The organism is Bacillus cereus group sp. MG20 (genome assembly GCF_040459885.1).
Taxonomy (GTDB): domain Bacteria; phylum Bacillota; class Bacilli; order Bacillales; family Bacillaceae_G; genus Bacillus_A; species Bacillus_A cereus.
The window spans coordinates 2,843,508-2,869,569 of record NZ_JARVHF010000001.1 but is presented as its reverse complement, the minus strand read 5'-3'; the positions used below and the strand labels follow the sequence as shown (position 1 = coordinate 2,869,569).

The following is a 26,062-nucleotide window of genomic DNA, read 5'->3' as shown; positions in this document are numbered from 1 at the left end:
CTGGCAGTTCTTCTTTCTTTCACGTAATTATAGGAAGTGTGTAGAAGAATGTCAATCTTCTCCGTCCTCCTTATTAACCAACGTAAATTGTTTGTTGTTTCGCCTCTACTTCTTCTACAAATGCACCTAATACATTCGCAAGGTCTTCACGCGTGTTGCAAGTATTGATACCATTACGCACACTCGCATTACCACGAACACCTTTTAAATACCAAGCCGCATGCTTTCTCATCTCTCTTACAGCAACATTTTCGTTCTTTAAATCGATAAGACGATCTAGATGCAACATACATACATCAATTTTCTCACGGACTGTTGGTTCCGGCATTAATTCACCTGTCTCTAAATACTTTACCGTACGATAAATCATCCATGGATCCCCAAGAGCTGCACGACCAATCATAACACCATCTACACCAATCTCATCAAGCATACGCTTCGCATCTTGCGGTGTTTCGACATCACCATTTCCGATAACCGGGATATTCACAGCTTGCTTTACTTGTTTAATGATATCCCAATCTGCTTTCCCTTCATACATTTGCACTCGCGTACGTCCGTGAACCGCCACAGCTTGTCCGCCAGCACGCTCAACAGCTCTAGCATTTTCTATTGCGAAAATATGTTCTTCATCCCAACCGATACGCATTTTAACCGTAACCGGCTTTTCAACAGCATCTACAACCGCTGCTACCATTTCGTATATTTTATTTGGATCTAGAAGCCACCTTGCCCCCGCATCACATTTAACGATTTTCGGTACTGGGCAACCCATATTAATATCAATAATGTCTGCTGTCGTATATTTATCTACGTATTTCGCAGCATCTACAAGCGTTTCTTTCTCTCCACCGAAAATTTGTAAACTTAATGGTTTTTCTCTCTCATCAATATATAACATATCTAATGTTCTTTTGTTATTCAGTAATATTGCCTTATCACTTACCATTTCAGCACAAACTAAACCTGCACCAAATTCTTTAACTGTTAAACGGAATGCAGAGTTACACACTCCCGCCATCGGTGCTAATACAACCGGATTTTTCATCTCAATATTTGCAATCTTTAACAATCAACCTACTCCTTCCTGCACAGTCACTTTGGCATTAATTCATCTATCGAAACATTTAACGCCTTAGCAACTTCTACTACAAAATCTTGAGAAGGCGATCGATTCCCTCTCTCAACTTCACCTAAAACAGATACTGATACCCCTAATTCTTTAGCAAAACCTTCTTGCGTGTAGCCTTTTAGCTTTCGAAAAGCACGAATGCGTCTTCCCCATTTTTCTGCTTCCATACCGTTACTCCCTCTCGCCTTTTCATTTCTTCTACTTGTGAACGTGAAATGTTTTGTTTTATATCTTGATTAATCTCTAACAACGGAACGATAACAAAAGCTCTTTCGAACATCCGCGGATGCGGAACAATAAGATTCTCTGCTTCAATATTCTCTTGATTATAAAGTAAAATGTCAAGGTCGATAGTCCTCGGCCCCCACCTAATTTCCCTTTTTCTTCCTAGGTCATTTTCTACTTTTTGTGTTACTTTCAATAATTCTTGCGGTGATAAATTGGTAGAAATTTTTATAACTAAATTTAAAAAACAACTTTGGTCAGTATAGCCAACTGGATCAGTTTCATACACTGACGAAACATCATCAACTTGAATATACGGACTTTTATTTAAAAACCGAATGGCTTCAGTTAAATACGTATAACGCTCTCCAATATTTGACCCTAATGCAATGTACGCTATATTATTCATGGACGTTCTCTCGTAATTTCTACTGCTACAGCGCGATAATGGCCCGGTATCGGCGGATCTGGTTTAATCACCTTAATTGTACACCGTGAAATACTTTTATATTGCTTTAATATATCTGCAGCAATATTTTCAGCGATACTCTCCACAAGCTTATACTTTCTATCCTCAACAACCTTTCTACATAATTCGAAAAGCTCTCCATAATTGACCGAATGCTCTAAGTCATCACTTTCCCCTGCACGCTTTAAATCCAACTCCACCGTTAAGTCAACTTTAAATCTCTGACCTAATCTATTCTCCTCTGGAAACACACCATGATAACCATAAAATTCCATATCATGGATATAAATTTTATCCAATTACCTTACCCCCTTACCAATCATCGCATCCATCATTTTAGCCATACGCGCCATTTCTTTCACATCATGGACACGAACAAACTCACAGCCCTTTTCAATACCAAGACAAACAGTAGCTCCCGTTCCCTCAAGGCGTTCCTCTACTGGCAAATCTAATACGTGCCCAATAAAGGACTTTCTCGAAGTACCTAAGAGAACCGGATAACCTAGCACATTTAACTGTTCTAAATTACGCATCGCCTCTAAGTTCTGCTCCGGTGTTTTAGCAAAACCGATACCTGGATCTAAAATAATATTCTCATCTCGCACACCAGCATTTTTAGCAATTTTAATACTGTCATACAAATCAGCAATCATATCCGCCATTAAATTACGATAATTCATATTATCACGGTTATGCATTAAAATGATGGGTACATCATAATGGGCTGCGACTTCAGCAATTTTTGGCTCCGCCTTCGCCCCCCAAATATCATTAATAATATGAGCACCAGCCTCAATTGCTTGCTTTGCAACTTCAGCTTTATATGTATCGATAGATATAGGTAATTTTACTTCTTTTGAAACTGCTTGAATCATCGGGACGACTCGCTTTATTTCTTCTTCTACTGATACTTTAGCAAAACCTGGGCGAGTAGATTCGCCACCAATATCAATAATATGAGCACCTTCACCTTGCATTTCTTTTGCGTGACGTACCGCAGCATCTACCTCGTTGTAACTCCCACCATCAGAAAACGAATCTGGTGTTACATTTAAAATCCCCATAATTAATGTCTTTTCATTTAAATTCAATGTATATTCGCCGCAGCTTAAATCATAATCCCACTTCAAACTACACATCTCCTCTTCGTAATTCATTTCTGCTCCATAATTTCTCTCTTTGCATTCCATAAAGGTACATTAAACTTTTTGTAACCACTCCTACTTTACCCGGGAAATCCTGCGCTTCTATACGATAAAGCGGAACAATTTCTTGAATGGAGTTTGTTACGAAGACTTCATCCGCTGAAAGTAGCTCATCTTTTGTAAAGAAACCTTCCTTTACTTCTATATTTAATTCTTCAGCACTCTTTATAATAAACGCACGAGTGATACCATTTAAAATACCTGTCTCTAACGAAGGTGTATATAAAACATCACCTTTCACAAAAAATAGATTCGAAACAATACCCTCTGCAACATAACCTGCTTCAGTAAGGAAAATACCTTCCTTGCTCACAACATTTCCAATTTCACGCTTACCTAAAATATTATTTAAATAGTGATGAGACTTCAGGCGAAATGTCCCTTCCGGTGTATTTCGCACTTGTTTTAAAATAACACCTTCTTTTTCTACTACATCTCCTGGAGCTGTTAAAGGTTTTATAAAAACAATAACCGAAGGCTCTTCGTATATTTCCGTTTGTAATCCTATTTCTTCTATACCCGCCGATACATTAAAACGTACATATGCATGCTTCAATTCATTCTTAGCGAGTAAATCTTTCAAAATAAGCATCACATCATTTTTTGTCATTGTCCATTTAATTTGCAATGTATCCAGCGCCTCTATTAAACGGTCATAATGATCATCCAATAAGAAAGGATGACCATTATAAATACGAAACGTTTCAAAAACTCCAAGACCATATAAATAACCATGATCATAAGGAGAAATTCTCGCTTCACTTGCTTCTACATACTGACCATTTACGTAAATTAACATAATGTCGCACTTGGACTGTATTTACGAATGAAATTCTGCAATAACTCTTTCCCATGAGAAGTCATAATAGATTCCGGATGGAATTGCACACCCTCTATCGGCAATGTCTTATGACGAAGTGCCATAATTTCCCCTTCCTCCGTCCAAGATGTTACCTCTAAGCAATCTGGTAACGTCTCTTTCTTAACAATAAGGGAATGATAGCGCGTCGCAGTAAACGGATTAGGAATATCCGAAAAAATCGTCTTTCCATCATGATGCATAAGCGAAGTTTTCCCATGCATTAATCGCTCTGCACGAACAACCTCTCCACCAAACACTTGTGCAATAGATTGATGCCCTAAACAAACTCCAAAAATCGGAATCTTCCCCGCGAAGTATTTAATAACTTCCATACTAATCCCCGCTTCATTAGGACTACATGGACCTGGAGAAATCATTAGAAAATCTGGTTTCATATTCTCGATATCTGAAATCGTCACTTCATCGTTACGTTTAACAACGAGCTCTTGTCCAAGTTCTCCAAGAAACTGCACTAAATTAAATGTAAAAGAATCATAATTATCAATCATTAATATCATTTCTCTCACCTAACCGTTTCTTCGCTACGTTCTTTTGCACGCCATAAAGCAATCGCCTTTTTTAACGACTCTTTATATTCATTTTCTGGATTTGAATCAATTACAATTCCCGCCCCCGCTTGTACATGAGCTTTTCCATCTTTAGCAAGAAGTGTTCTAATTACAATATTCAATTCTGTATCTCCAGAATAACCAATCCAACCGATTGAACCTGTATAAATCCCTCGGCGAACAGGTTCTAATTCCTCAATAATTTCCATTGTACGTATTTTCGGGGCACCAGTAATTGTTCCACCAGGGAATACAGCCTTCACTAAATCAAAAGCATCTTTATCTTCTTCCACCTCACCACGCACATTAGAAACAATATGCATAACATGTGAGTATTTCTCAATTACCATAAATTCATCTACTTCTACAGTGCCATATTTACAAACACGCCCTAAATCATTTCTTTCTAAATCCACAAGCATTACATGCTCTGCTCTTTCTTTTTCGTTCTCAATTAATTCTCTTGCTAATTCTTCATCCTCTTGCTCATCCGCGCCTCTAGATCTCGTTCCAGCAATTGGTCTTGTACTTACTTCAGTTCCTTGTTTCTTAATTAACAACTCTGGCGATCCACTAACAATTTGAAAATCTCCAAGCTCCAGGTAACCCATATATGGAGATGGATTAATTTCACGAAGACTTGTATAAATTTCTAGTGGATGCGTTTGTAAAGTTCTTTCTTGTCTCGTCGACAAGTTTACTTGGAACACATCACCCGCCCCAATATATTCTTGAATACATTCAACTGCCTTCATAAAGCCTGTTTCTGTAAAGGCAACCGCTTCATTTTTCTTTTTAGGACGTTCAAACGGCATAGTCACTTCAGGCACTTCTGCCACCCAAAGATCCTTCCATTCATTTAAACGTTCTTCTGCTTCTGCATGCTTATCTACATAATGTGTAATAATCCACAATAGCTTTTCTTTTTGATCATAGACAAACACATCGTCAAATAATAAAAAGTATATATCGGGTATATTCAGATCATCCTCTGCAAGAGAAGGGAGTTTTTCGATATAACGGATACAATCATAACTAAAGTAGCCAATTGCACCACCTTGAAAAGGCGGGTACTCTGGATTGTAGTCTGTTTTCCATTTCTCCATATATTCTTGCATTAAATCTAATGGATTCCCTCTTTTTATTGTTTCCTTACCGCTTTCACTTATATGTAACTTTTCACCCTTCCCTTGGATTACCGCTACCGGGTTTAAACCCACTATGTTATAACGACCGCCACGTCCACTTTCCAGCAAAATATGTTGCGGCTTATCCTGAGAAAGAAATTTATATTGCTTAAAGAAATCTAACTGATATGGAATAGAAAGCGCTAAAGATTTTCTTCGTTGCATATCAACACCCCGTCTTCTTTTATCCCACCCTCTTAGATGAACCAGCTCCAACTACATAAGTTATTTATATAGAGATTGATTATACTCGAAGGCTAGTGAAAATAATTTAATTATACTACCTCTTATTTTACATGAAGTTTTCTAGTCATTCACTCTTTTCCTATTTCCAATCCAAAAAGAAAAAGCATCCTTTTTCAAGGATGCTTTTTCAATCGCATTTAATTATGATTCAAATTGATAAAGTGGTGTACTTAAATAACGTTCACCGTTACTCGGGATAATAACAAGTACCTTTTTCCCTTTACCTAACTTTTTCGCAACTTCTGTTGCTGCATAAATAACTGCGCCTGAAGAGATACCAACTAAAATACCTTCCTCTTTAGCCACTCTTCTCGCATATTCAAATGCTTGCTCTGTTTTCACTTGAATAATTTCATCATATACTTCTACATCCAACGTCTCCGGAACAAATCCCGCCCCAATTCCTTGGATTTTATGTGGACCTGGTTTCCCACCAGATAATACTGGTGAATCTGCAGGTTCTACTGCATAAATTTTAATATCTTTATACGCTTCCTTCAGCACTTCACCAGCACCAGTAATCGTTCCACCTGTACCAATACCTGCAATAAACGCATCTAATTGGTCGCCCATTTGTTCAATAATTTCTGGACCTGTTGTTAAACGGTGAATTTCTGGATTCGATTGGTTTTTGAACTGTTGTGGTATAAAGTAGCCATGCTCTTTCGCTAATTCAGTCGCTTTACGAATTGCTCCACCCATCCCTTCAGGACCTGGAGTCAATACTAATTCAGCACCGTAAGCACGTAATAAATTACGACGCTCAATACTCATTGTTTCTGGCATTACTAAAATTGCATTATATCCTTTAGCAGCCGCTACCATCGCTAAACCAATCCCTGTGTTACCACTTGTTGGCTCAATGATTGTATCGCCCTCTTTTAACAATCCCTTTTTTTCAGCATCTTCAATCATAGCTAGTGCAATACGATCTTTAACGCTACTCCCTGGATTCATAAATTCTAGTTTTAAGTATATATCTGCGCTGTCTGATTCTACGATGCGGTTCAACTTAACGATCGGCGTTTTCCCGATTAATTCTGAAACTGATTGTGCCACTCGCATTCCTGTCACTCCTAACACCGAGTATTTTTATTGGTTTTATCTATATTTAGATTTTGTCAGAAAATTCCCTGTTTGTCAATCTATTCGGAGGGTTAATCCCCTTATTACAAATTCTCAATTAAATTTGTAATATCTTCTTTAGAGAACTTGTATCGTTCATTACAGAAATGACAATGAACTTCTGTTTCTTCTTCTTCTTCACGAATTTGCTCTAACTCTGTTTTACCTAAACTAATTAACACACTCTCAATACGTTCACGTGAGCACGTACAATTAAATTGAACATCCATTGTTTCTAATACTTTCACTTTATCTTCTCCAAGGACTGCATATAGTAGCTCTTCTGGAGAAAGACCTTGTTCGATCAATGTTGATACAGGCGGGATTTTTTGCAAACGATCTTCAATGAATGAAATTGTTTCTTCCTGTGCGCCCGGCATAATTTGAAGGATAAATCCACCCGCCGCTAATACGCTGTCATCTCCATTTACAAGTACACCCACACCAACAGAAGAAGGCGTCTGCTCAGAAACTGCGAAATAATACGTGAAATCTTCCCCTAGTTCTCCCGAAACGATTGGGGATTGACCGATAAACGGCTCACGCATACCAATATCTTTAATTACTGTTACAAACCCTTCTGTACCTACCGCTTGATATACACGTAATTTCCCTTGTTCCGTTCCTTCAAAATCAACATGTGGATTCGTTACGTAGCCACGTACATCCCCATTTGCATGAGCATCTACTAAGATAGGGCCAATCGGACCATTACCTTCTACCTTAATCGTTAACTTTTGATCACCTTTTAACATCGCACCCATCATTGTGCCTGCAGTTAAAGAACGACCAAGTGCCGCCGAAGCTGTCCTCCATGTATCATGACGTCTTTGCGCCTCACTTACTGTATTCGTTGTACGTACACTATACGCACGTACTTCTCCATCAAACGCTAACGCTTTTACTAAATAATCTTTCATACTTATTTATTCACCTTTCTCATGCTGTAAATTTGCATTACGCTCATATAACATATACAAGCCTTTTAACGTTAAAAATGGATCTACAATATCAATTACATTCGATTCTTCTGAAATTAATTTCGCCAATCCACCTGTTGCAATAACTTTCGGTTCTTGTTTAGCTTCTTCTTTCATACGCTTAACAATACCTTCCACTTGTCCTACATAACCATAAAGAATACCTGATTGCATCGCACTTACTGTATTCTTCCCAACAACACTGCTCGGTTTTGTAATTTCAATACGAGGAAGTTTTGCTGCCCTACTATATAAAGCCTCTGCTGAAATCATAATTCCTGGCGTAATAACTCCACCCATATAATGCTTTTCTTCATTAATATAACAATATGTAGTAGCCGTACCAAAATCAACAATAATAAGTGGACTTCCATACAATTGGATTCCCGCTACTGCATTTACAATTCGATCTGCGCCTACTTCACGTGGATTTTCATATTTAATATTTAGCCCCGTTTTTATTCCAGGCCCTACTACAAGCGGTTTAATTTTAAAATATTTTTCACACATACGTTCTAAAGCGAACATAATTGGTGGTACGACTGAAGACACAATAATACCTTTCACATCTTCAAACGAAAGACCCTCATGATCAAGTAACTGTTTTACAAGCATTCCATATTCATCTTCTGTCTTATGACGATCTGTTTCCATGCGCCAATGCTGACGAAGTTCCCCCTCTTCAAACACGCCTAGTACAGCATTTGTGTTCCCTACATCCAATACAAAAATCATATTCTCACCACTTATCTTATTTAATCTATATTTGTGTAGTATGTATAAAACTTATAAAAACATCATATCACACATACTTATATAATCAGCTTTCCTATCCTCATCATTTTACAAAAAGATTGCTCTCTATTTCAATTTTTAATACTAGTTTTACTTAAATTACTTTATCCACTAAGCCCTTAATAGTAATTAACAAAAATCTTAACAAACAAAAAAGGAGTGACGATAGTCACTCCTTCATTTCTTACTTATCTTCTTTATCTTCATCGTCTTTCTTCATATTGATGTTTACTTTCACATCATCTGAAGATGTTGGACGCTCAGGTAATCTGCCATAATCATATAAATGATTAATTTGCTCTGCGTCTAATGTTTCTACTTCAAGTAACGTTTTAGCGATAATATCAAGCTTATCTCGTTTTTCAGTAAGAATATGTTTCGCACGAGCATAACATTCTTTAATAATTGTTTGCATTTCCACATCAATTTCATGTGCGATTGCATCACTGTAGTTTTGTTCTGAATGGAAGTCTCTTCCTAAGAATACCTGACCACCTTGTGAGCTACCAAATTGCATCGGTCCAAGCTTATCACTCATACCGAATTCCGTAACCATACGTCTTGCAATACCAGTTGCACGTTGGAAATCGTTGTGAGCACCTGTACTTGCTTCACCAAATACAATCTCCTCAGCTACTCGACCACCAAGTAAACCAGTGATTTTATCAAGTAACTCTGGCTTTGTCATGAAGTAACGATCTTCCTTCGGAAGCATTACCGCATATCCACCAGCTTGACCGCGAGGGACAATTGTTACTTTATGAACGACATCAGCTTCATCAAGAACAACACCAATTACAGTATGGCCTGCTTCATGGAAAGCAACGATATTACGTTCTTTTTCAGAGATAACACGACTTTTCTTAGCTGGACCTGCAATAACACGATCCGTTGCTTCATCGATATCACTCATATCAATCTTCTTCTTATCTCGACGTGCAGCTACTAAAGCAGCTTCGTTTAATAAGTTTTCAAGATCCGCACCAGAGAATCCTGGTGTACGAGTCGCAATTGCTCTTAAATTAATATGCTCATCAAGCGGTTTATTACGCGCATGTACTTTCAGTACAGCTTCACGGCCATTTACATCTGGACGATCTACTGTAATTTGACGGTCAAAACGACCTGGACGTAATAACGCTGGGTCAAGAATGTCTGGACGGTTTGTCGCAGCAATGATAATAATACCTTCGTTTGCACCGAATCCATCCATTTCAACAAGTAACTGGTTCAATGTTTGCTCACGCTCATCATGACCACCACCAAGACCTGCGCCACGTTGACGACCTACTGCATCAATTTCATCAATGAAAATGATACAAGGAGCATTTTTCTTTGCATTTTCAAATAAATCACGTACACGTGATGCACCGACACCGACAAACATCTCTACAAAGTCAGAACCACTGATAGAGAAGAATGGAACGCCAGCCTCACCTGCAACAGCACGTGCTAATAAAGTTTTACCTGTACCTGGAGGTCCAACTAATAGGACACCCTTCGGAATACGGGCACCAACTTCAGAAAACTTACGAGGGTCTTTTAAGAATTCAACTACCTCGACAAGTTCTTGTTTCTCTTCATCCGCCCCAGCAACATCTCTGAAACGAACTTTTTTCTTTTCATCATTATATAACTTCGCCTTACTTTTCCCGAAGTTCATAACACGGCTACCGCCGCCTTGAGCCTGGTTTAATAAGAAGAAGAATAAAATGAAGATGATGACAAACGGAATGATTGAAGTAAAGAATGTTACCCAAGCACTTGTTTCTTCTGCTGGTTGATACTTAACTTCGGCACCTTTCGCTTTATCATTGATTTTCTTTTGTAATTCCTCAGTATTTGGTGCATAAGTAACAAATTGTTCTCCTTGGCTAGAGTTATTGAATTGTCCTTTTACCTCAAATACACCATTTTTCGGTTGAAGTTGCACATTACGCACTTCACCGCTTTCTAGTTTAGTAATGAATTTGTCGTAGCTAACTGATGTCGTTTTTTGTGTCGAACCATTAAAATAGCTCACGATTCCAATTACTACTAAGAATATCAGTAAATAAAAGATGGTATTACGGAAGATACGATTCATTCCTAACCTCCTCTCACGGCATAAACACTATAGTAAATCGTAACATAGAAAAACTTTCCTATACAATTGTAAAGCCTGTATTTAATTAATTTGAGTAAACGCTTGGTTTTAATACGCCTACATAAGGAAGATTACGGTACTGCTCTTTATAATCTAATCCATATCCTACTACAAATTCATGTGGAACAGTAAATCCAACATAATCCGCTTTCAGATCAACCTTACGGCCTGTTGGCTTATCTAATAATGTAACAATTTTTACAGACTTCGCTTTACGATATTTGAATAAGTCTACTAAGTAGCTTAGTGTAAGACCACTATCAATAATATCTTCGACGATTAAAATATCGCGACCTTCTACAGAAGTATCAAGATCTTTTAAAATTTTCACTTCGCCTGTTGAAACTGTAGAGTGACCATAACTAGATACAGCCATAAAATCCATTTCAAGATATGTATCTGTTCTCTTTAATAAATCTGCCATAAATGGCATTGCGCCTTTTAATACACCAATTGCAAGAGGTACTGTGTTTTTATAATCCTCTGCAATAACTGCACCTAGTTCGCGCACCTTTTCTTGTATTTGTTCTTCAGAAATTAATACTTTTTCGATATCTTGATTCATCATTTCATTATCCTCCCGGAAGACTCCTTGCTTTTGTAGTGAATAATCATATATTTACCCTTCTTTGCCATCTCTTTCGAAATTGCAAATGCAGATCGCTTCAACAAGGGTACCCAAATAATGTTCCCACTTGCATCACAAACGACCGGCCATTCTTCTCTTTTTTCTTTTGGTACTTTCGCTTCGATAAAAATAGCTTTTATCTTTTTCGTGCCATCCATACCTTGTATTGACATGCGATCTCCATTTTCCCTAGAACGAATACGAAGTGGATATGATATATCATTATACTTAGCAACAAATACTGTTTCATTCATGTTACTTGGTATATCTTCGCTCACCTCTGTTACAAATTCATCCCCGTTCAATAGTGTAATGGTCCCGGGTACTGATAAATCTTGCAAAAAAGGAGAGACAATTTCTTGTTTAAATCTAAAGCTACACTCCTCGTATGTGCGAACAATTTTCAAATCACCTGGAAAATCAAGTGAACCTGAAGGTTGTGTCCGCTTAAAAAACTCAATCACCTTGTCAATATGTATAGAAGAAAGAGAAGATGGAATCTTATATTCATAAAGATAGTTTAATATTAGTTGAATCCCTCTTCTTTGTAAAGGCATAGACATGGATTCAAAGGCAGGAATTGATAAGCTAATTTGTTTATCACTTTTTTTTGTAATTACTTTATTCATTTTCTCAAAAGCTAATTCCTGCAAATAAGCCTCATCCTCTTGCATCTGCACGCTAAATTTTTGGAATTTCTCATGCATTTGTGGATTTTCTTCTTTTAAGTGAGGAAGGACATATTTACGTAATCGATTCCTTGTATATACTTCCTTTTTATTACTTGGATCTATACGTGGAATTAAATTTAGCTTATTACAGTAATCAACAATTTCTTCCTTCGTTACCCCAAGTAACGGCCTAATTAAATATCCATTATGAAAAGGACGCTTCACTGCAATTCCTGCATATCCTTTCGGAGTACTCCCTCTTACAAGACGCATTAAAATTGTCTCGACTTGATCATCTCCATGATGTCCAAGAGCAACATATCTTGCATCATATTTCTTCATTATTCTTTCCAAAAATGCATATCTGCATTCTCTAGCAGCAACCTGTGCATTCATTCCGTATTGCTGTTGATATTGTGATACATTAATCCTTATCGTTTCACAAATAATTCCCAGTTCTTCACAAAGGTCCTGCACAAACTGTAAATCCTCATGAGATTCATCACCTCTAAACATATGATCCACATGAGCTACTACAATTTCCAACTGTTTTTCCGCTCTTTTTTCTAATAAATAATATAAAAGGGCTAACGAGTCAGGACCACCAGAAACTCCCACAACAATTGTTGAATCATTCTTTAATACATCATGCTGCTTTACAAAGTCATCTACTTTTTCAACAAATGTATCTTTCAACTTCGCAATCACCTTTCATTAAACAAGAACAGCAACGTTAGTTACCTTGTCTATAATGGTACAACTTTTACAAACATTGTGCAAAAAAAAGATATACAAAAATTACATTTTTATCTTACATCCTCCGTGTATATTCATAAAATCAATAACATTACCTTTTCCCACAAAAAAACCTAGGTATTCACCTAGGTTTTTAAAGTCAAATTATAGATAAACATTCCACTTATATTTTACTGCGCCTGCATTCCTACAATCGGAATCGTAGCCCACTTCGGCATATTTTTCTTCACTTTTGCCACCACAATAGTCATATCATCATTTATATAACCATCACAAGAGCGAATCACTTCTTCCATAATGATATCAGCAATTTCTTGCGGGTCTTCGGTTTGCAATTCTTTAATTTTCCGCTTCATCCATAATTCATGATTCTCTACATGCTGCGCGCCCTCAAAAATACCATCGCTCATCATAATAAGGATATCGCCCGTTTTTAATTGTTCACCCACCACATCAACTTCAACATCTTCGATGATTCCCATCGGCAAATTACTTGCTTCAATTTTCAAAATATTATTCGCGCGTTTAACAAAACTCGGCGTTGATCCAATCTTTAAAAACCTAGCACTCGCATCCCGCAAATCTACCATAGCTAAATCTAATGTTGTAAACATCTCTTCTGTCGTTCTCAAAGAAAGGATTGAATTGATAGACTTAATAGCTATTTCTTCATCAATACCCGATTGGAGTATTTTTTGTAATAATTTCACCGTTTCCTTACTTTCCATATGAGCTCTTTGCCCATTACCCATACCATCACTAATCGCAAGTGCGTATTTACCAACACTTAAATCCATCATCGCATAAGAGTCACCCGAAACAAACCCACCGCCTTTTGCGGCTGTAGCCAATCCTGTATCAAGAGAATACGTCTTCGCCGAACCAAATGATATTAAACTGTGACCATTCGGATAAGAAGACTTTTCTTCATGTTTAACGACAATATTTTCTTTAAGGATATCCGAAAGCATCGGTGCAACTAACTTTTCACATTCACCATGTTCATTAGATGCAACTGGAATCAACATTTCAATATCAATACTTCCTCTATCTAAACAATAAATATCAACATGCTCTACTTCGACACCAAAATCACGGAACGCTTGCATAATCTGCTCTTCCTGCACTTGATGATTTTCACGCTCTCGTTGTATCTCCTTAGCAAAATCTTCCATAACCTTTGATACACCTAATAGTTGCTCCGCTACTATTCTACGATTTTCCTTCATTTGTTTTCGCAATTTTTGTCCCTCATAGAAGTGATCTAATTCACCCGCTACTAAATCCGTCACTTTTTTCCCTCTCACACAATGCTTGTCCCACTCACGAACTAATTTACGATTATGTTGCAGGGTTCCTTCTTCCGTTTCATTCATTATTTGTTTCATATAATCGTACGTTTTATCGAAATTCACTACCCAGCATTGATCCTTTTTAAAGCACGTTTGACATGTTTTCGCAGTAATTGTACTCAAAAACAAATCTGCTTCTGTCTCTTTATCTTCTTCCTCTACATACCCATATACAGAAAAACTATTAGATAAAGCAGCAAATACATTTGCGAATTGGTTGATTTTGTTCGCTGTAACATCACGCATCCTTCTTAAATATTGTTGTTGATCTTGCGAATGCTCTTGTGTACCTGGCATAAATTTAGCAATACGATCCAAAACAAGCTTTGGCGTTAATAAGAAGATAGCAATCGCTACACCTGACTCAATTAAAGTTGTTACAATATTTGTCTGCTTGTCTACATATAATGTAATTAAGCTTGTCCCTATTAATAAACCTAAACTAACACCTAAACGCTTCCCTTCTTTTAACAACCCACCAAGTAATCCAGAAAAAGCGAGAAGGCTAAGCTGAGACAAACTAGACACATTTGCTAAACTTAATATCAATCCTGTTACGACCCCCACTGTAGATCCTGTAGCAGCACCCGCAATAAATGCAAATACTAGTACTAAATACCTTGTAAAAATATGTTGAATAGAAGCATCATATACAAACCAATCTGTTGTACCCGTTAAAACAGATGCTAGTAATATAATCAAACAAACAATTTCTTCTGTCTCTAAAGCCTGTTGTTTTCCTTTCCTTTCCACTAAAAGCGGGACACTTTGTAAAAATATCATAGTTAATACGAAACTAAGCCCAGCCTCAATGGTACTAACGAGTAAATCGTACATGGTGACAGTTTGTTGCGCAAAATATACAACAACTAAGTGTGCGGTTAATGCGGAGATAAATACTTGAAATGGAACAAGTCCAACGGTTTTACGTGTAAATCTACTAAAGAAGATATTATAAATGAAGAAAGTAAAGATAGATGCAAAAGTAAAAAACAAATTATCTATCGAGACTGAAAGAGCTCCTCCCATTAGAGCTAAAAATGCTAGCGGCATCTTATCCCGCTTCATAACATAAACAGCAGCAAAAAACGGTAGTGCAAACGGTAAAATATTTGTTAATATATATGCTCTTCCCAAAAGAAAACCAATAACAACAATAATAAATCCCCATCTAAAGAAAACTTGTTCGAATTTCATTCGCAACTTACTCGTCCACTTTATTCCTCCAAGCTGACTCTCATTCATTGCCAATGCACTTGTATTCATAGTATTCCTTCCTGCTTTAGGCATATTTTTAACACCACCTGCATAGTTTAATTACTGTCATTATAAAAGATGATTGTTGGGATTTTTGTCAAAACAACAGTTTTCACTTTTATAATCGTTCGACTTTTTATTCGAAATAACTCTACAGATATACACGGTATGTAAGTTATCTTTGATTTTTTAATTAAATATTCAGAAAATATAGGGTGATTTTGTAGAAGTGTTGTATGTCTTAATCCATTTAACAAAAAAGATCATGCAAATTTGCATGATCTTTTTAGATGACCCGTACGGGATTCGAACCCGTGTTACCGCCGTGAAAGGGCGGTGTCTTAACCACTTGACCAACGGGCCGTTAAAATAAATATAGCGGCGGAGGGGATCGAACCCCCGACCTCACGGGTATGAACCGTACGCTCTAGCCAGCTGAGCTACACCGCCATGTCGTCTTATTTAACGGACAATTAGTATCTTACATCAGATATTATTTAAAGTCAACACATCTTGAAAACTTTTTTAAAATATATTTTCACATATAAAAAAGCACCCTGAGCCATCACTCTGGGTACCTCTCTATATGTTAAAAACTAAACAGCCTTATTATCCGCGACGTGCGCCACGGCCACCACGTTTAGACTCTGTGTTACGCTTTAAAGAAGTTAAACGATCTTCGCTATCCTTTAAGAAGCGTGCCATCTTTTGCTCAAATGTTTCTTTTGGAGCTCGGTCGTTACCGCCACCACGATTATCTCTGTTGAAAGAGCGATTATTACGTTGTGGACGTCCAGAACGTTGTTGATCACCACCGCGTTGGTATTCACCGCGTGGACGATCTCCTTCTGTTTTTTCACGTTCTTTCGCTTTTTTGATAGATAAACCAATCTTTCCATCTTTTTCAACATTAATAACTTTTACTTCTACTTGGTCGCCCACTTTTAAGTGATCGTTAATATCTTTTACATAGTTATCAGCAACTTCACTAATATGAACAAGACCAGTTAAGCCTTCTGGCAGCTCCACAAAAGCCCCAAAATTTGTAATACCTGTTACTTTACCCTGTAACTTGCTGCCTACCTCGATTGACATAAAAAAAATGCTCCTCCTTAGTGGTTAAAAAGTCAAATTTTACTTTATTATATATAATCCTAAAATATAGTGTCAATAAGACATACTCTACTTCGAAACAGGAAAAATTATCTCCCCTTTACCAGAGAAGAAATAATCCCTTCTAGCAATCTTTAATACGTACTCTTCATCATTTAACTTTTGAACTTCGTCTTTTAGACTTTTTTCTTTATTCGTTAATGAATCCAGTTCTTTTTTCATGTCCTTAACTTTTGCTTCTTTTGCTTTAATGGAACTGTTTTGTTGATAAAACGTTACACTAATACTCGCAATAATTGTAAAAGTAAAGACAAGAAAAACCGCTAAACGGCGATAAAGTCGCTTCCTGTTCTCATCCGTTTGTATTATATGCTCTTTAACAGGATTTGGACTCTGTTTTTCGATTGTTCTTTGTCTCAGTTCCCTCATTTCCGAGGTCCCCCTAACTTCTTTTTTATACGCTCCCATATTTGGAAGATATGTCCCTTCAATTTTGCTATATATTGCAGGAACCCTATATGTTTCACTATAAAAAGTTTAACACGATTAGGGAGAAGTTTCCATATGAGCGAAGCAATAAATCGAACAGGCCAGAAAAAAACTTTCCATATGAAAAGTAATATCCAAATCACAATTTTCCATAACACATGTCCAATTGAAAGCAGTATACGAAATAAGAATAATATAAATGCAATAAATAGCTGCGCTATAATAATAACAGGTTTTATCATGAGTAGCTGTATAATTCGAACAAAAAAATATGTTGTTTGCATAAAAATATAGATGAGAAAATTTAACAGCTTCATGTATAGTGCTTTCAGTAAGCTTTGATATGCCGCAAAACCACATAACAATGCCAAAAACACATATATACGTAGTTCAGCTTCATTTACGAGAAGCAATACATAAAAGACGAATAATGCTTGGACAATCCAAAATAATATATCTTGTATAAATACAAGCCAACGTTTACGTTCTTGGCGCTTTAAAAAACGTTGATATGTATCTAAAGACGCTCCAATCCAAGCACCCATTCCAATCATTGAAAGCATTGTATACAACTGAATTGTTAGACTCATTTAAACAACTTACTAAAGAAACCTTTAGTTTTTTCCCCTTGATTTTCATCAATATACAGCATCTCATTAACTTTCCCTTTAATCGACACAATACCTTTTTCTACATCTAAATTTTTCATTTGTAAATTTTGACCACGAATCGTTAAAAAACCCATTACGGTCTCTAGCAAAAACTCTTCGCTATCAAAACTCTCTACCTGCTTCACACCGGTAATATCAATTATACGCCTGCCACGCATAATAATGTCATGTTCTACAGAAACATTTTGTTGATTAGAAGACGTAGGTGAGTAACCATTATTCACGTAAATCCCCCCATAGGTTTTTACTAGCTAATAGTAATGTATGAGGGGATACATGATTTTAGAACAAGCCTTCTTCCGCTTTTACTTTTTCTTCACGAACTAAGCTATACATATTTGCTGCATCTTCTTTTTTAGTTGTTTCTTTCAATTCATTTATTTTTACAGTCACTATTTTTTGACCAAAACGAATTGTTAATTCATCAGCTACTTTCACATCAGAACTCGCTTTTGCCACTTGACCATTAATAGATATTCTTCCTTGATCAGCTACTTCTTTCGCTAATGTTCTTCTTTTAATTAAACGTGACACTTTTAAAAACTTATCTAGACGCATATCAAATCCCCCTATTAACGCTCTGTTTGTTTCGCTTCTTCCCATAAAACATCTAACTGTTCTAATGATAAATCTTCCATCTCTTTATTCATTTCAGCTACTTTTGCCTCCATGTATAAAAAACGACCAGTAAATTTCTCATTAGTTGAACGTAACGCCTCTTCTGGATCTATTTTGTAATGACGGGCTATATTAACAAATGCAAATAGTAAATCACCAAACTCACCTAGCATCTTTTCCTCATCCATGTTTGTAACTTCTTGTTGGAACTCTTGCCATTCTTCCAAAGCTTTCTCTATCATCGGCTGCACATCAACCCAATCAAATCCAACCTTACCAGCTTTCTTCTGAATTTCAAAGGCGCGTAGTAACTGCGGCAAACTTTTAGGAACGCCATTTAAAACAGATTCTTTCACGAATCCTTTTTCTTGTTTTTTAATTTCTTCCCAATTGGCAATCACTTCATCAGCATTGTTTACATCCGTATTTCCAAATACATGTGGATGGCGACGAACCATTTTTTCAGATAGAGTTCGAATGATATCATCTATAGAGAACCAACCTTCATCTTCTCCGATTTGAGCATGAAGCATAACTTGTAATAATATATCACCTAATTCTTCTACTAAGTGATCATCATCCTCTTCATCAATTGCTTCCAACACCTCATAAGCTTCCTCAATTAAATATTTCTTTAATGATTGATGCGTTTGCTTTTTATCCCACGGACAACCATTTGGACCACGCAGGTCTGCAATAATTTCTCTAAGAACATCAAACTGTTGATACAAGGACGCACGCTCCTGAACAGGTGGCACGTACACACTTGTTAGATTATTCAATTCCGTTTCATGATCTAACATGTACAACGGTACCTTCTTTACTTGTTCAAATGAAGTTCCTGCAGCTGTTACGATATACACTTCATAATCATCTGGCAACATCTCCATTAATGTTAATTTCACATCAGATGCAACGAATGCATCATATACTTGGCAAAAGATTAAATGTTGACGTAATTCTAATTGCCCTCTTTCAAATGATGTAGCATCAAGTAATTGAAATCCTTCAATCGGATCAATTTTTAGGCTTGCAAACATAGGATCAAGGAAACTTTGTCCACCCTCAATTCGCACTTCAACATTTGAAACGTCTCCTTTTTCCAACAATAGCTGAACTGTTCTTTCTGCTACAAGTGGATGCCCCGGAACCGCATAGATAATTTCTGTACCTTCAGCTTGTTCTAGCAATTTATTCGCAATTGTTTCATATACAATTTCAAACGTATCATGTGCTTCATATACAGCATCAAAAGCCGTATATTGTATGCCTTCTTTCTCCAATTCTTCTATAACTGGATGTTCCTTCGTTCTAACAAACAGATGGTCTGCTTCTTTTATTTTTCGATATACACCCATCGTTAGCTGATCTAATTCACCAGCACCTAAACCTAAAACAGTAATGATTCCACTCACAACCTGTCACCTCTATCCACTCTTCTTCAATGAACCTTCTTTTTTCTCTTGTTTCATAACAGTTCCTAATTCTTTTTTTGTAAATACACGTAATTTTAAAATAAAAAACATATATGTCAATCCGCCGATGGCTACACCTAACAACGCTTCAAGCGTCGCGCTCGCTCTATGTTCCGTATCAATTACTAATCCAGACATCTGCAACACACGCGTGAACATCATTAATACAAATCCCATACAGATACCACTAATTACTACACCTAACATATTTCGCTTATTGATAAGTGACCCTGATACAGCTCTCATAAGCAACAAACTATTTAGTCCAGAAATTATGATTAACGCACATAAAGTCGCTAAGGCTGCCCCTTTCACACCAAAATAAGGCATGAATATATAATTTAACGCTAACTTTAAGCAACCTCCAAATACAACAAATAATGCTGGCTTAAATGTTTGTCCCAACCCTTGTAAAATAGAAGCCGTCGTAATTGACAATGAACTAAATAAAATAGATAAAGATAAAATAGATAAAACATCTGATCCATCACTATTTTCAAACAACATAATATTCGTAGGTTGAATAATACAAGTTAGTCCAATAGCTGCTGCAAATCCAATAACAAATGTTATTTTCATTGCTAACTTTACCTTTTCTTGAATAAAGGAAAGATCTCCTCTTTCCTTCGCCGCTGTAATAATTGGAATAAGTGATAACGAGAAAGAAGTCGTCACAACAGTACCTAATTGCATTAGCGGAATACTTCTATCATAAACACCCTTTAATACTTTTGCACTTTCAGCCTGTTCTCCCGCACCAATAAGTAAAGTGTACAAGGACATTGAATCAGCCATCTGTATAAAAATAAGCACTAAATTACTAACACAAATCGCTAACCCCTGCCAAAAAAGGATTTTAATTATCTTCCTTTTACCCTTAATTCTCGCTACACGTTTAAAAAATATGGAACGAAAATCTCGACGCATATACAACATAAGTACAATAATCCCAATAAGTCCACCCGCAATTGAGCCTAACATAGCCCCTGCACCAACTGTATATAAATCAAATCCGTGAGCAATTAGGAATAGCGATAAAAATACAATAATAGAAACTCGAATTGTTTGTTCTATTACTTGCGAAACAGCCGTTGGCATCATATTATTGAACCCTTGAAAATACCCTCTTGCAACAGACAAAAACGGCATCAATAAGAACGAAAATGAAATAACACGTAGCAACTTATCTAAGTGCATATCGCCCATAGCTATCGCGATTGTTTCGGCCCCAAAAAACAATGTAAAGAAACCTATAAAACCAATTCCTAATAAAAACCAAAAAGATACACAAATAATTTCTTCTGCTTCTCTCTGTTTTCCCCACTCTAGTCGTTCTGCAACCATTTTTGAAATGATAACAGGAAATCCATAAGTAGCTAAAATTAAACAAAATCCATAAAACGGGTAAATTTGTTGGTAAATATAAAAACCAATATCCCCTGCTATATTTTGATATGGAATACGGTAAAAAGCGCTTAATACTTTTGTAACAAAACTTGCAATCGTTAATATAATAGCCCCACGCCAAAAGACTTGATACTTCTTCGCTTCCATACAAGAAAACTCCTTTTTCTATTCTCACCTCTCGTATTATATCATAAAGAAAAGTACAAACTCCCTTACCACCACGGGTAATACTAGGTCCCTACACGTTAAAAATATTCAACGAAAAAAGGTAGCAAAGCGCTACCTTCATTCAATATACATATATCTCCAAATAATTGATTTCTCAAAAAGAAAGATCATAATTAGGAAAGATTGCTACTTCTAAAATCAATATACCCTTACTGTTCCATTTGTTTCGCTAAGAAACTGGCAGCAGTATTAACCGCTTTATGCTCGATTTCGCTTATAATAGCTTCTTTTGAAAAAATAATGACGGCTCCAATTGGGTCTCCGTTTGCAACAATCGGTCCAACTGTATAAGAATGAACCTTTTCTGTTACACCATCGATAATGGAAATATCACTTTCGTCCGTCATAATAACAGACTTTCTTTCTTCCATCGTTTTTTCGATTAGATCGCCAACACTTTTATTTAAGTATTCTTTTTTCGATACGCCTGATACTGCGATGATAGAATCTCGGTCACAGACAAGCACATTATGTCCTAAGCTGTCATATAAAGCCTCAGCATATTCCTTTGCAAAATCACCTAGTTCACTAATTGGAGAATACTTCTTTAAAATTACTTCTCCATCGCGATCAACAAATATTTCTAGTGGGTCTCCTTCTCGAATACGTAAAGTTCTACGAATTTCCTTTGGGATTACTACCCTGCCTAAATCATCAATTCGACGTACGATTCCAGTTGCTTTCATTCTAATGCTGCCTCACTTTCTACTGATGATCAAAGTGGTGAATTTACCTGTTCATGTAAAAATCACCAACTGTTAGACATAGTATTTTACACATTAGTTCTTCTATGCACGTCGAATTGTATTTTTTTATCTTATTTTAGGCATTTATTACTTCTTTTTTCACATCTGGTAAGCCTTTTAATAAATTTTCAGCAATTGTTAACCACTTCGATGTCTCTAAGCCATTTGTTTTCATAACAATTTTCAATTGTGATCCTTCCATTCCTAGACCGATCATACGCCCAAAACTATTTCCGAGCATGAATAATTTTCCACCATCAATATTTTGACTTGCTTGTTCAGAAAACAGGAATGTTACTTCAAATTTATTCTGCTTAATTAACTCAATTTGTTCTTTCATTGCCAACACTTTAATATTTGCAATTTGTAATAAATAACCAACTTCTTGTGGGTAATCACCGAATCTATCGATCATTTCTTCCTGCAATTCTTCAATATCCTCAATTGCAGAAACACCTCTAAATTGTTTATACATCATAATTTTTTGCTTACTATCTGAAATATAAGCATCTGGTAAGTATGCATCTACCTCTAAGTCAATTTCAACATTAACTGTATTTTCAGCCCCATCTGTTCCTCTTCGCTGTTCAATTGCATCTTTTAACATTTGAGAATATAGATCAAATCCGACAGAATCAATAAACCCATGCTGTTCTGCTCCTAACAAATTACCTGCTCCACGAATAGATAAATCTCTCATCGCAATTTTGAAACCAGATCCAAGTTCTGTGAACTCTTTAATTGCTTGCAGACGCTTCTCTGCAACTTCTGACAGCACTTTGTCACGTTTATAGGCAAAGTATGCATATGCAACACGATTAGAACGTCCAACACGCCCACGAAGCTGGTACAACTGTGATAACCCCATACGATCTGCATCAAATACAATTAACGTATTTACGTTCGGAATATCTACACCCGTCTCAATAATTGTTGTACTTACAAGAACATCATGCTGTCCTTCTAAAAATGATAGCATAACAGACTCTAATTCACTTTCGTTCATTTTCCCATGTGCGTACGTTACGCGAGCATCTGGAACTAACATCGAAATTTCATCTGCTTTTCTTTCAATATCCTCTACACGGTTATATAGGAAGTAAATTTGACCGCCTCTTGCAAGCTCTCGCTCTATCGCCTCTCGCATTAATGCTGGATTATACTCTACTACATACGTTTGGACTGGGAAACGATTTTCTGGCGGTGTCTCAATAACAGATAAGTCGCGCACACCAAGCATAGACATATGAAGCGTCCGCGGAATCGGAGTGGCCGTTAATGTTAATACGTCAACATTCGCCTTCAATTGTTTAATTTTTTCTTTATGCGTCACACCAAATCTTTGTTCTTCATCAATAATAAGCAGCCCTAAATCTTTATAAGTGACATCTTTAGATAAAATACGATGTGTTCCGATTACAATATCTATTGTGCCATCCTTTAAGCCCTTAATCGTTTCATTTTGTTGTTTTCTCGTACGGAATCTACTTAATAATCCTATATTGATTGGATAATCTTGAAAACGCTCTCGAATTGTTTCATAGTGTTGCTGCGCAAGAATCGTTGTCGGTACTAAAATTGCAACTTGTTTTTCATCCATAATTGCTTTAAATGCCGCACGAATAGCCACTTCCGTCTTTCCATACCCTACATCACCACAAAGGAGCCTATCCATCGGGCGTCCGCGTTCCATATCTTTTTTAATCTCGTCAATAGAACGTAACTGATCCTCTGTCTCTTGATATGGGAAAGATGATTCGAACTCTTGTTGTTCTGCCGTATCTGGCGTATATGCATAGCCTTTTGAAGCTTCGCGCTCAGCATATAGTTTAATTAGGTCATCCGCAATGTCTTGTACAGATTTTTCAACTTTCGTTTTAACCTTTTTCCAATCATTTCCACCTAATTTGTAAACTTTCGGATCCTTACCTTCAGACCCTACATATTTTTGGACTTGATCAATTTGTTCAATTGGAACGTATAACTTATCATTACCTTGATATTTAATATTTAAATAATCTTTATGAACACCATTAATCTCTAATGTCTCAATACCTAAAAATTTACCTATACCATGATTTACGTGAACTACATAATCTCCAACTTTTAATTCCGAATAACTTTTAATACGTTCAGCATTCGATAACTTTTGTTTACGTTGTGATTTTTTAACTTTCTTATGAAAAAGCTCCTTTTCAGTAATGACAACAAGCTTTTGCATCGGCATTTCAAACCCTGCATGTAAATCACCTACAGCAATTTGTAGCCTTCCAGGCAATAAGATATCTGTGCCTTCTACAATATCTGCCTCAATATCATAATCACTTAAAATATGTTGTAATTTCTTCACACGTTCATCATCTGTTCCAAGTACAACAGTCGTAAAATGCCCTTCATTCCATCTATCAATTTCTGTTTTTAACAAATTCATCTGTCCATGGAAATCTTGCATTGTTTTACATGTTACATTTACAATATTTTGCGGATGTGTGTGTGCGATATGACGCAAGAATAACGTTAAATATACAAAACTTCTTTTTTTATGATGAAGAAACCCCTCAAATGCGTGAGAGAAAGATAAATCTTGAATAATTGTTCCTTCACCAAGAAGTGATATATACCATTCCGCCTCTTCTGTTTCAAGATGTGATGCTGTTTCTTGAATACGGGAAATCTCATCTAAAATTACAACACCATCTTCTGGTAAATAATCTATCAGACTAGCAGGTTCTTTATAGAAAATAGATAAGTATTTAAACATCTGTTCTATACTTTGCCCGTTTTTCAACATCTCAATTTCATGACTTACCGTCTCAAGCACTGTAGTCTTTAGTTTATCATCAGAAAGTTTTTGCATCGTCTTAGTCAAACCTTCTTCAAGATGCTGAATTCCTGATTTTAATTCTTCCTGTGAAAATAAAAATTCTGTTGCCGGACCAAACCTAACGCTTTCTTTTTTACCTTGAGAACGCTGTTCATCCACATCAAATAATCGAATAGAATCGACTTCTGTATCAAAAAATTCAATACGAAATGGTAGTTCTTCAGTTAAAGGATAAATATCTAATATTCCCCCGCGTAAACTGAACTCCCCTGGAGCTTCTACCATCGACTTACGTTCATAGCCAATATGATGTAAAGTATGCAAGAGCGCATCTAAATCAATCTCTTGCCCTAGATTGATTTCAACTTGCTTTTGCTTCCACAATTCTTTTATTGGTAAAAATCTACGCAATCCTGCCACTGGCGCTACAATGATTCCATTCTCTCCCGCAGCCAAGCGATTTAACACTTCTATACGTTGCGCCTTCAATTCTGGACTTGCAACCCCAATTTCCGATGCTATCAGTTCATTCACTGGATATAGCCACACATCTTTTTCACCAAGTAACGCCACTAAATCTTCATGTACTTTTTGTGCTTGGTATAAGTTATGTGTAACGATTAATTGTGATTTTTTTGTTTTTTTATATAAAGCCGCCATTAATAATGAACGAGAAGACGTTGCCATCCCTGATATAAGTTGTTCTTTTAACCCATCTTCTAATCCATTAATAACCGATTGTATCTCTTCATTTTTATAAAATTGCTCTAATAAACCTATCATTTTTAAAACTCCTCTCAACATAAAGAGCAAGTCATTCTATTTTATGCAAATATTTTGGAAAAGGAAAACAGAAAAATGCTTTGGACATGCCAAAGCGACA

24 protein-coding genes and 2 tRNA genes are annotated in these 26,062 nt (G+C 36.5%); all 26 read right to left on the bottom strand.

The features are described 5' to 3' along the window. Positions 1-73: 73 nt before the first annotated feature. The 26 genes from dusB to mfd all read right to left on the bottom strand — a co-directional run bounded on the left by dusB (position 74) and on the right by mfd (position 25,962). The gene (gene dusB, locus QCI81_RS14705; protein ID WP_000912249.1) at positions 74-1,072 is read right to left on the bottom strand and encodes a tRNA dihydrouridine synthase DusB; all 999 of its coding nucleotides are present in this window, start codon (positions 1,070-1,072) and stop codon (positions 74-76) included. A gap of 23 nt (positions 1,073-1,095) precedes the next feature. Next, entirely contained in the window at positions 1,096-1,299 is a 204-nt protein-coding gene (locus QCI81_RS14700) for a helix-turn-helix domain-containing protein (protein WP_000387030.1), read from the bottom strand. Then, entirely contained in the window at positions 1,251-1,766 is a 516-nt protein-coding gene (folK, locus tag QCI81_RS14695) for a 2-amino-4-hydroxy-6-hydroxymethyldihydropteridine diphosphokinase (RefSeq protein WP_353810843.1), read from the bottom strand. Before folK ends, QCI81_RS14700 begins: the two co-directional genes overlap by 49 nt. Continuing rightward, entirely contained in the window at positions 1,763-2,125 is a 363-nt protein-coding gene (gene folB, locus QCI81_RS14690; protein ID WP_000358070.1) for a dihydroneopterin aldolase, read from the bottom strand. Before folB ends, folK begins: the two co-directional genes overlap by 4 nt. Next, positions 2,126-2,986: a dihydropteroate synthase gene (gene folP / locus QCI81_RS14685; protein WP_353810943.1), complete on the bottom strand. Its 861-nt coding sequence runs from the start codon at positions 2,984-2,986 to the stop codon at positions 2,126-2,128. It lies immediately after the preceding gene. Then, a complete protein-coding gene (gene pabC / locus QCI81_RS14680; protein WP_353810842.1) occupies positions 2,961-3,833 on the bottom strand; it encodes an aminodeoxychorismate lyase in 873 nt (290 codons plus the stop codon). Before pabC ends, folP begins: the two co-directional genes overlap by 26 nt. Further along, a complete protein-coding gene (gene pabA / locus QCI81_RS14675; protein WP_000602297.1) occupies positions 3,827-4,414 on the bottom strand; it encodes an aminodeoxychorismate/anthranilate synthase component II in 588 nt (195 codons plus the stop codon). Before pabA ends, pabC begins: the two co-directional genes overlap by 7 nt. Before the next feature lie 5 nt (positions 4,415-4,419). After that, positions 4,420-5,817 (bottom strand): aminodeoxychorismate synthase component I, encoded by a 1,398-nt coding sequence (gene pabB / locus QCI81_RS14670; RefSeq protein ID WP_016513294.1) that lies wholly within the window; start codon positions 5,815-5,817, stop codon positions 4,420-4,422. Between the two features lie 222 nt (positions 5,818-6,039). Continuing rightward, a complete protein-coding gene (gene cysK, locus QCI81_RS14665; protein WP_001261712.1) occupies positions 6,040-6,963 on the bottom strand; it encodes a cysteine synthase A in 924 nt (307 codons plus the stop codon). 104 nt (positions 6,964-7,067) lie between these two features. Next, positions 7,068-7,943 carry a redox-regulated molecular chaperone HslO gene (hslO, locus tag QCI81_RS14660; protein WP_000656367.1) on the bottom strand — a complete coding sequence of 292 codons (876 nt, stop codon included), beginning with the start codon at positions 7,941-7,943 and terminating at the stop codon, positions 7,068-7,070. Positions 7,944-7,949: 6 nt separating this feature from the next. Next, the gene (locus tag QCI81_RS14655; RefSeq protein ID WP_000578365.1) at positions 7,950-8,738 is read right to left on the bottom strand and encodes a type III pantothenate kinase; all 789 of its coding nucleotides are present in this window, start codon (positions 8,736-8,738) and stop codon (positions 7,950-7,952) included. 244 nt (positions 8,739-8,982) lie between these two features. Beyond that, on the bottom strand, positions 8,983-10,884 hold the full coding sequence (gene ftsH, locus QCI81_RS14650; RefSeq protein ID WP_001079669.1) for an ATP-dependent zinc metalloprotease FtsH: 1,902 nt from the start codon (positions 10,882-10,884) through the stop codon (positions 8,983-8,985). Positions 10,885-10,969: 85 nt separating this feature from the next. Beyond that, the gene (hpt, locus tag QCI81_RS14645) at positions 10,970-11,512 is read right to left on the bottom strand and encodes a hypoxanthine phosphoribosyltransferase (RefSeq protein ID WP_000981846.1); all 543 of its coding nucleotides are present in this window, start codon (positions 11,510-11,512) and stop codon (positions 10,970-10,972) included. Next, positions 11,509-12,939, bottom strand: coding sequence for a tRNA lysidine(34) synthetase TilS (gene tilS / locus QCI81_RS14640; protein WP_000655457.1), 1,431 nt, complete (start codon positions 12,937-12,939; stop codon positions 11,509-11,511). The genes hpt and tilS overlap by 4 nt, the downstream gene beginning before the upstream one ends. 230 nt (positions 12,940-13,169) lie before the next feature. Beyond that, positions 13,170-15,641, bottom strand: a complete 2,472-nt coding sequence (spoIIE, locus tag QCI81_RS14635; protein WP_001123550.1) for a stage II sporulation protein E — start codon at positions 15,639-15,641, stop codon at positions 13,170-13,172. 258 nt (positions 15,642-15,899) lie between these two features. Next, positions 15,900-15,971 (bottom strand) — tRNA-Glu (locus QCI81_RS14630). Between the two features lie 13 nt (positions 15,972-15,984). Further along, positions 15,985-16,058, bottom strand: a tRNA-Met gene (locus QCI81_RS14625). Positions 16,059-16,217: 159 nt separating this feature from the next. Next, positions 16,218-16,703, bottom strand: a complete 486-nt coding sequence (locus QCI81_RS14620) for a S1 domain-containing RNA-binding protein (protein WP_000021451.1) — start codon at positions 16,701-16,703, stop codon at positions 16,218-16,220. Between the two features lie 87 nt (positions 16,704-16,790). Next, a complete protein-coding gene (gene divIC, locus QCI81_RS14615; protein WP_001208739.1) occupies positions 16,791-17,150 on the bottom strand; it encodes a cell division protein DivIC in 360 nt (119 codons plus the stop codon). Beyond that, positions 17,147-17,800 carry a spore cortex biosynthesis protein YabQ gene (gene yabQ / locus QCI81_RS14610; protein WP_000059781.1) on the bottom strand — a complete coding sequence of 218 codons (654 nt, stop codon included), beginning with the start codon at positions 17,798-17,800 and terminating at the stop codon, positions 17,147-17,149. The genes divIC and yabQ overlap by 4 nt, the downstream gene beginning before the upstream one ends. Then, a complete protein-coding gene (gene yabP, locus QCI81_RS14605; RefSeq protein WP_001059104.1) occupies positions 17,797-18,105 on the bottom strand; it encodes a sporulation protein YabP in 309 nt (102 codons plus the stop codon). Before yabP ends, yabQ begins: the two co-directional genes overlap by 4 nt. A 58-nt stretch (positions 18,106-18,163) precedes the next feature. Beyond that, positions 18,164-18,439 (bottom strand): RNA-binding S4 domain-containing protein, encoded by a 276-nt coding sequence (locus tag QCI81_RS14600; RefSeq protein WP_001234876.1) that lies wholly within the window; start codon positions 18,437-18,439, stop codon positions 18,164-18,166. A 14-nt stretch (positions 18,440-18,453) separates the two neighbouring features. Further along, complete coding sequence (gene yabN, locus QCI81_RS14595; RefSeq protein ID WP_000014278.1) at positions 18,454-19,914, bottom strand: bifunctional methyltransferase/pyrophosphohydrolase YabN; 1,461 nt, start codon at positions 19,912-19,914, stop codon at positions 18,454-18,456. Between the two features lie 12 nt (positions 19,915-19,926). After that, a complete protein-coding gene (locus tag QCI81_RS14590) occupies positions 19,927-21,528 on the bottom strand; it encodes a putative polysaccharide biosynthesis protein (RefSeq protein ID WP_353810841.1) in 1,602 nt (533 codons plus the stop codon). 230 nt (positions 21,529-21,758) lie between these two features. Beyond that, a complete protein-coding gene (gene spoVT / locus QCI81_RS14585) occupies positions 21,759-22,295 on the bottom strand; it encodes a stage V sporulation protein T (RefSeq protein ID WP_000648306.1) in 537 nt (178 codons plus the stop codon). Positions 22,296-22,431: 136 nt separating this feature from the next. After that, positions 22,432-25,962 (bottom strand): transcription-repair coupling factor, encoded by a 3,531-nt coding sequence (gene mfd / locus QCI81_RS14580; protein ID WP_000579684.1) that lies wholly within the window; start codon positions 25,960-25,962, stop codon positions 22,432-22,434. Positions 25,963-26,062: the final 100 nt, after the last annotated feature.

Coding starts and splice junctions, on each gene's coding strand:
- pabA (WP_000602297.1), bottom strand. CDS start 4,414: ATGATATTAATGATTGATAATTATGATTCTTTTACATTTAATTTAGTG.
- pabB (WP_016513294.1), bottom strand. CDS start 5,817: ATGCAACGAAGAAAATCTTTAGCGCTTTCTATTCCATATCAGTTAGAT.
- mfd (WP_000579684.1), bottom strand. CDS start 25,962: ATGATAGGTTTATTAGAGCAATTTTATAAAAATGAAGAGATACAATCG.
- spoIIE (WP_001123550.1), bottom strand. CDS start 15,641: ATGCCTAAAGCAGGAAGGAATACTATGAATACAAGTGCATTGGCAATG.
- QCI81_RS14700 (WP_000387030.1), bottom strand. CDS start 1,299: ATGGAAGCAGAAAAATGGGGAAGACGCATTCGTGCTTTTCGAAAGCTA.
- ftsH (WP_001079669.1), bottom strand. CDS start 10,884: ATGAATCGTATCTTCCGTAATACCATCTTTTATTTACTGATATTCTTA.
- hslO (WP_000656367.1), bottom strand. CDS start 7,943: ATGAAAGATTATTTAGTAAAAGCGTTAGCGTTTGATGGAGAAGTACGT.
- QCI81_RS14655 (WP_000578365.1), bottom strand. CDS start 8,738: ATGATTTTTGTATTGGATGTAGGGAACACAAATGCTGTACTAGGCGTG.
- divIC (WP_001208739.1), bottom strand. CDS start 17,150: ATGAGGGAACTGAGACAAAGAACAATCGAAAAACAGAGTCCAAATCCT.
- QCI81_RS14590 (WP_353810841.1), bottom strand. CDS start 21,528: ATGGAAGCGAAGAAGTATCAAGTCTTTTGGCGTGGGGCTATTATATTA.
- spoVT (WP_000648306.1), bottom strand. CDS start 22,295: ATGAAAGCAACTGGAATCGTACGTCGAATTGATGATTTAGGCAGGGTA.
- cysK (WP_001261712.1), bottom strand. CDS start 6,963: ATGCGAGTGGCACAATCAGTTTCAGAATTAATCGGGAAAACGCCGATC.
- QCI81_RS14600 (WP_001234876.1), bottom strand. CDS start 18,439: ATGCGTCTAGATAAGTTTTTAAAAGTGTCACGTTTAATTAAAAGAAGA.
- hpt (WP_000981846.1), bottom strand. CDS start 11,512: ATGATGAATCAAGATATCGAAAAAGTATTAATTTCTGAAGAACAAATA.
- QCI81_RS14620 (WP_000021451.1), bottom strand. CDS start 16,703: ATGTCAATCGAGGTAGGCAGCAAGTTACAGGGTAAAGTAACAGGTATT.
- folP (WP_353810943.1), bottom strand. CDS start 2,986: ATGAATTACGAAGAGGAGATGTGTAGTTTGAAGTGGGATTATGATTTA.
- yabQ (WP_000059781.1), bottom strand. CDS start 17,800: ATGAGTCTAACAATTCAGTTGTATACAATGCTTTCAATGATTGGAATG.
- pabC (WP_353810842.1), bottom strand. CDS start 3,833: ATGTTAATTTACGTAAATGGTCAGTATGTAGAAGCAAGTGAAGCGAGA.
- folK (WP_353810843.1), bottom strand. CDS start 1,766: ATGAATAATATAGCGTACATTGCATTAGGGTCAAATATTGGAGAGCGT.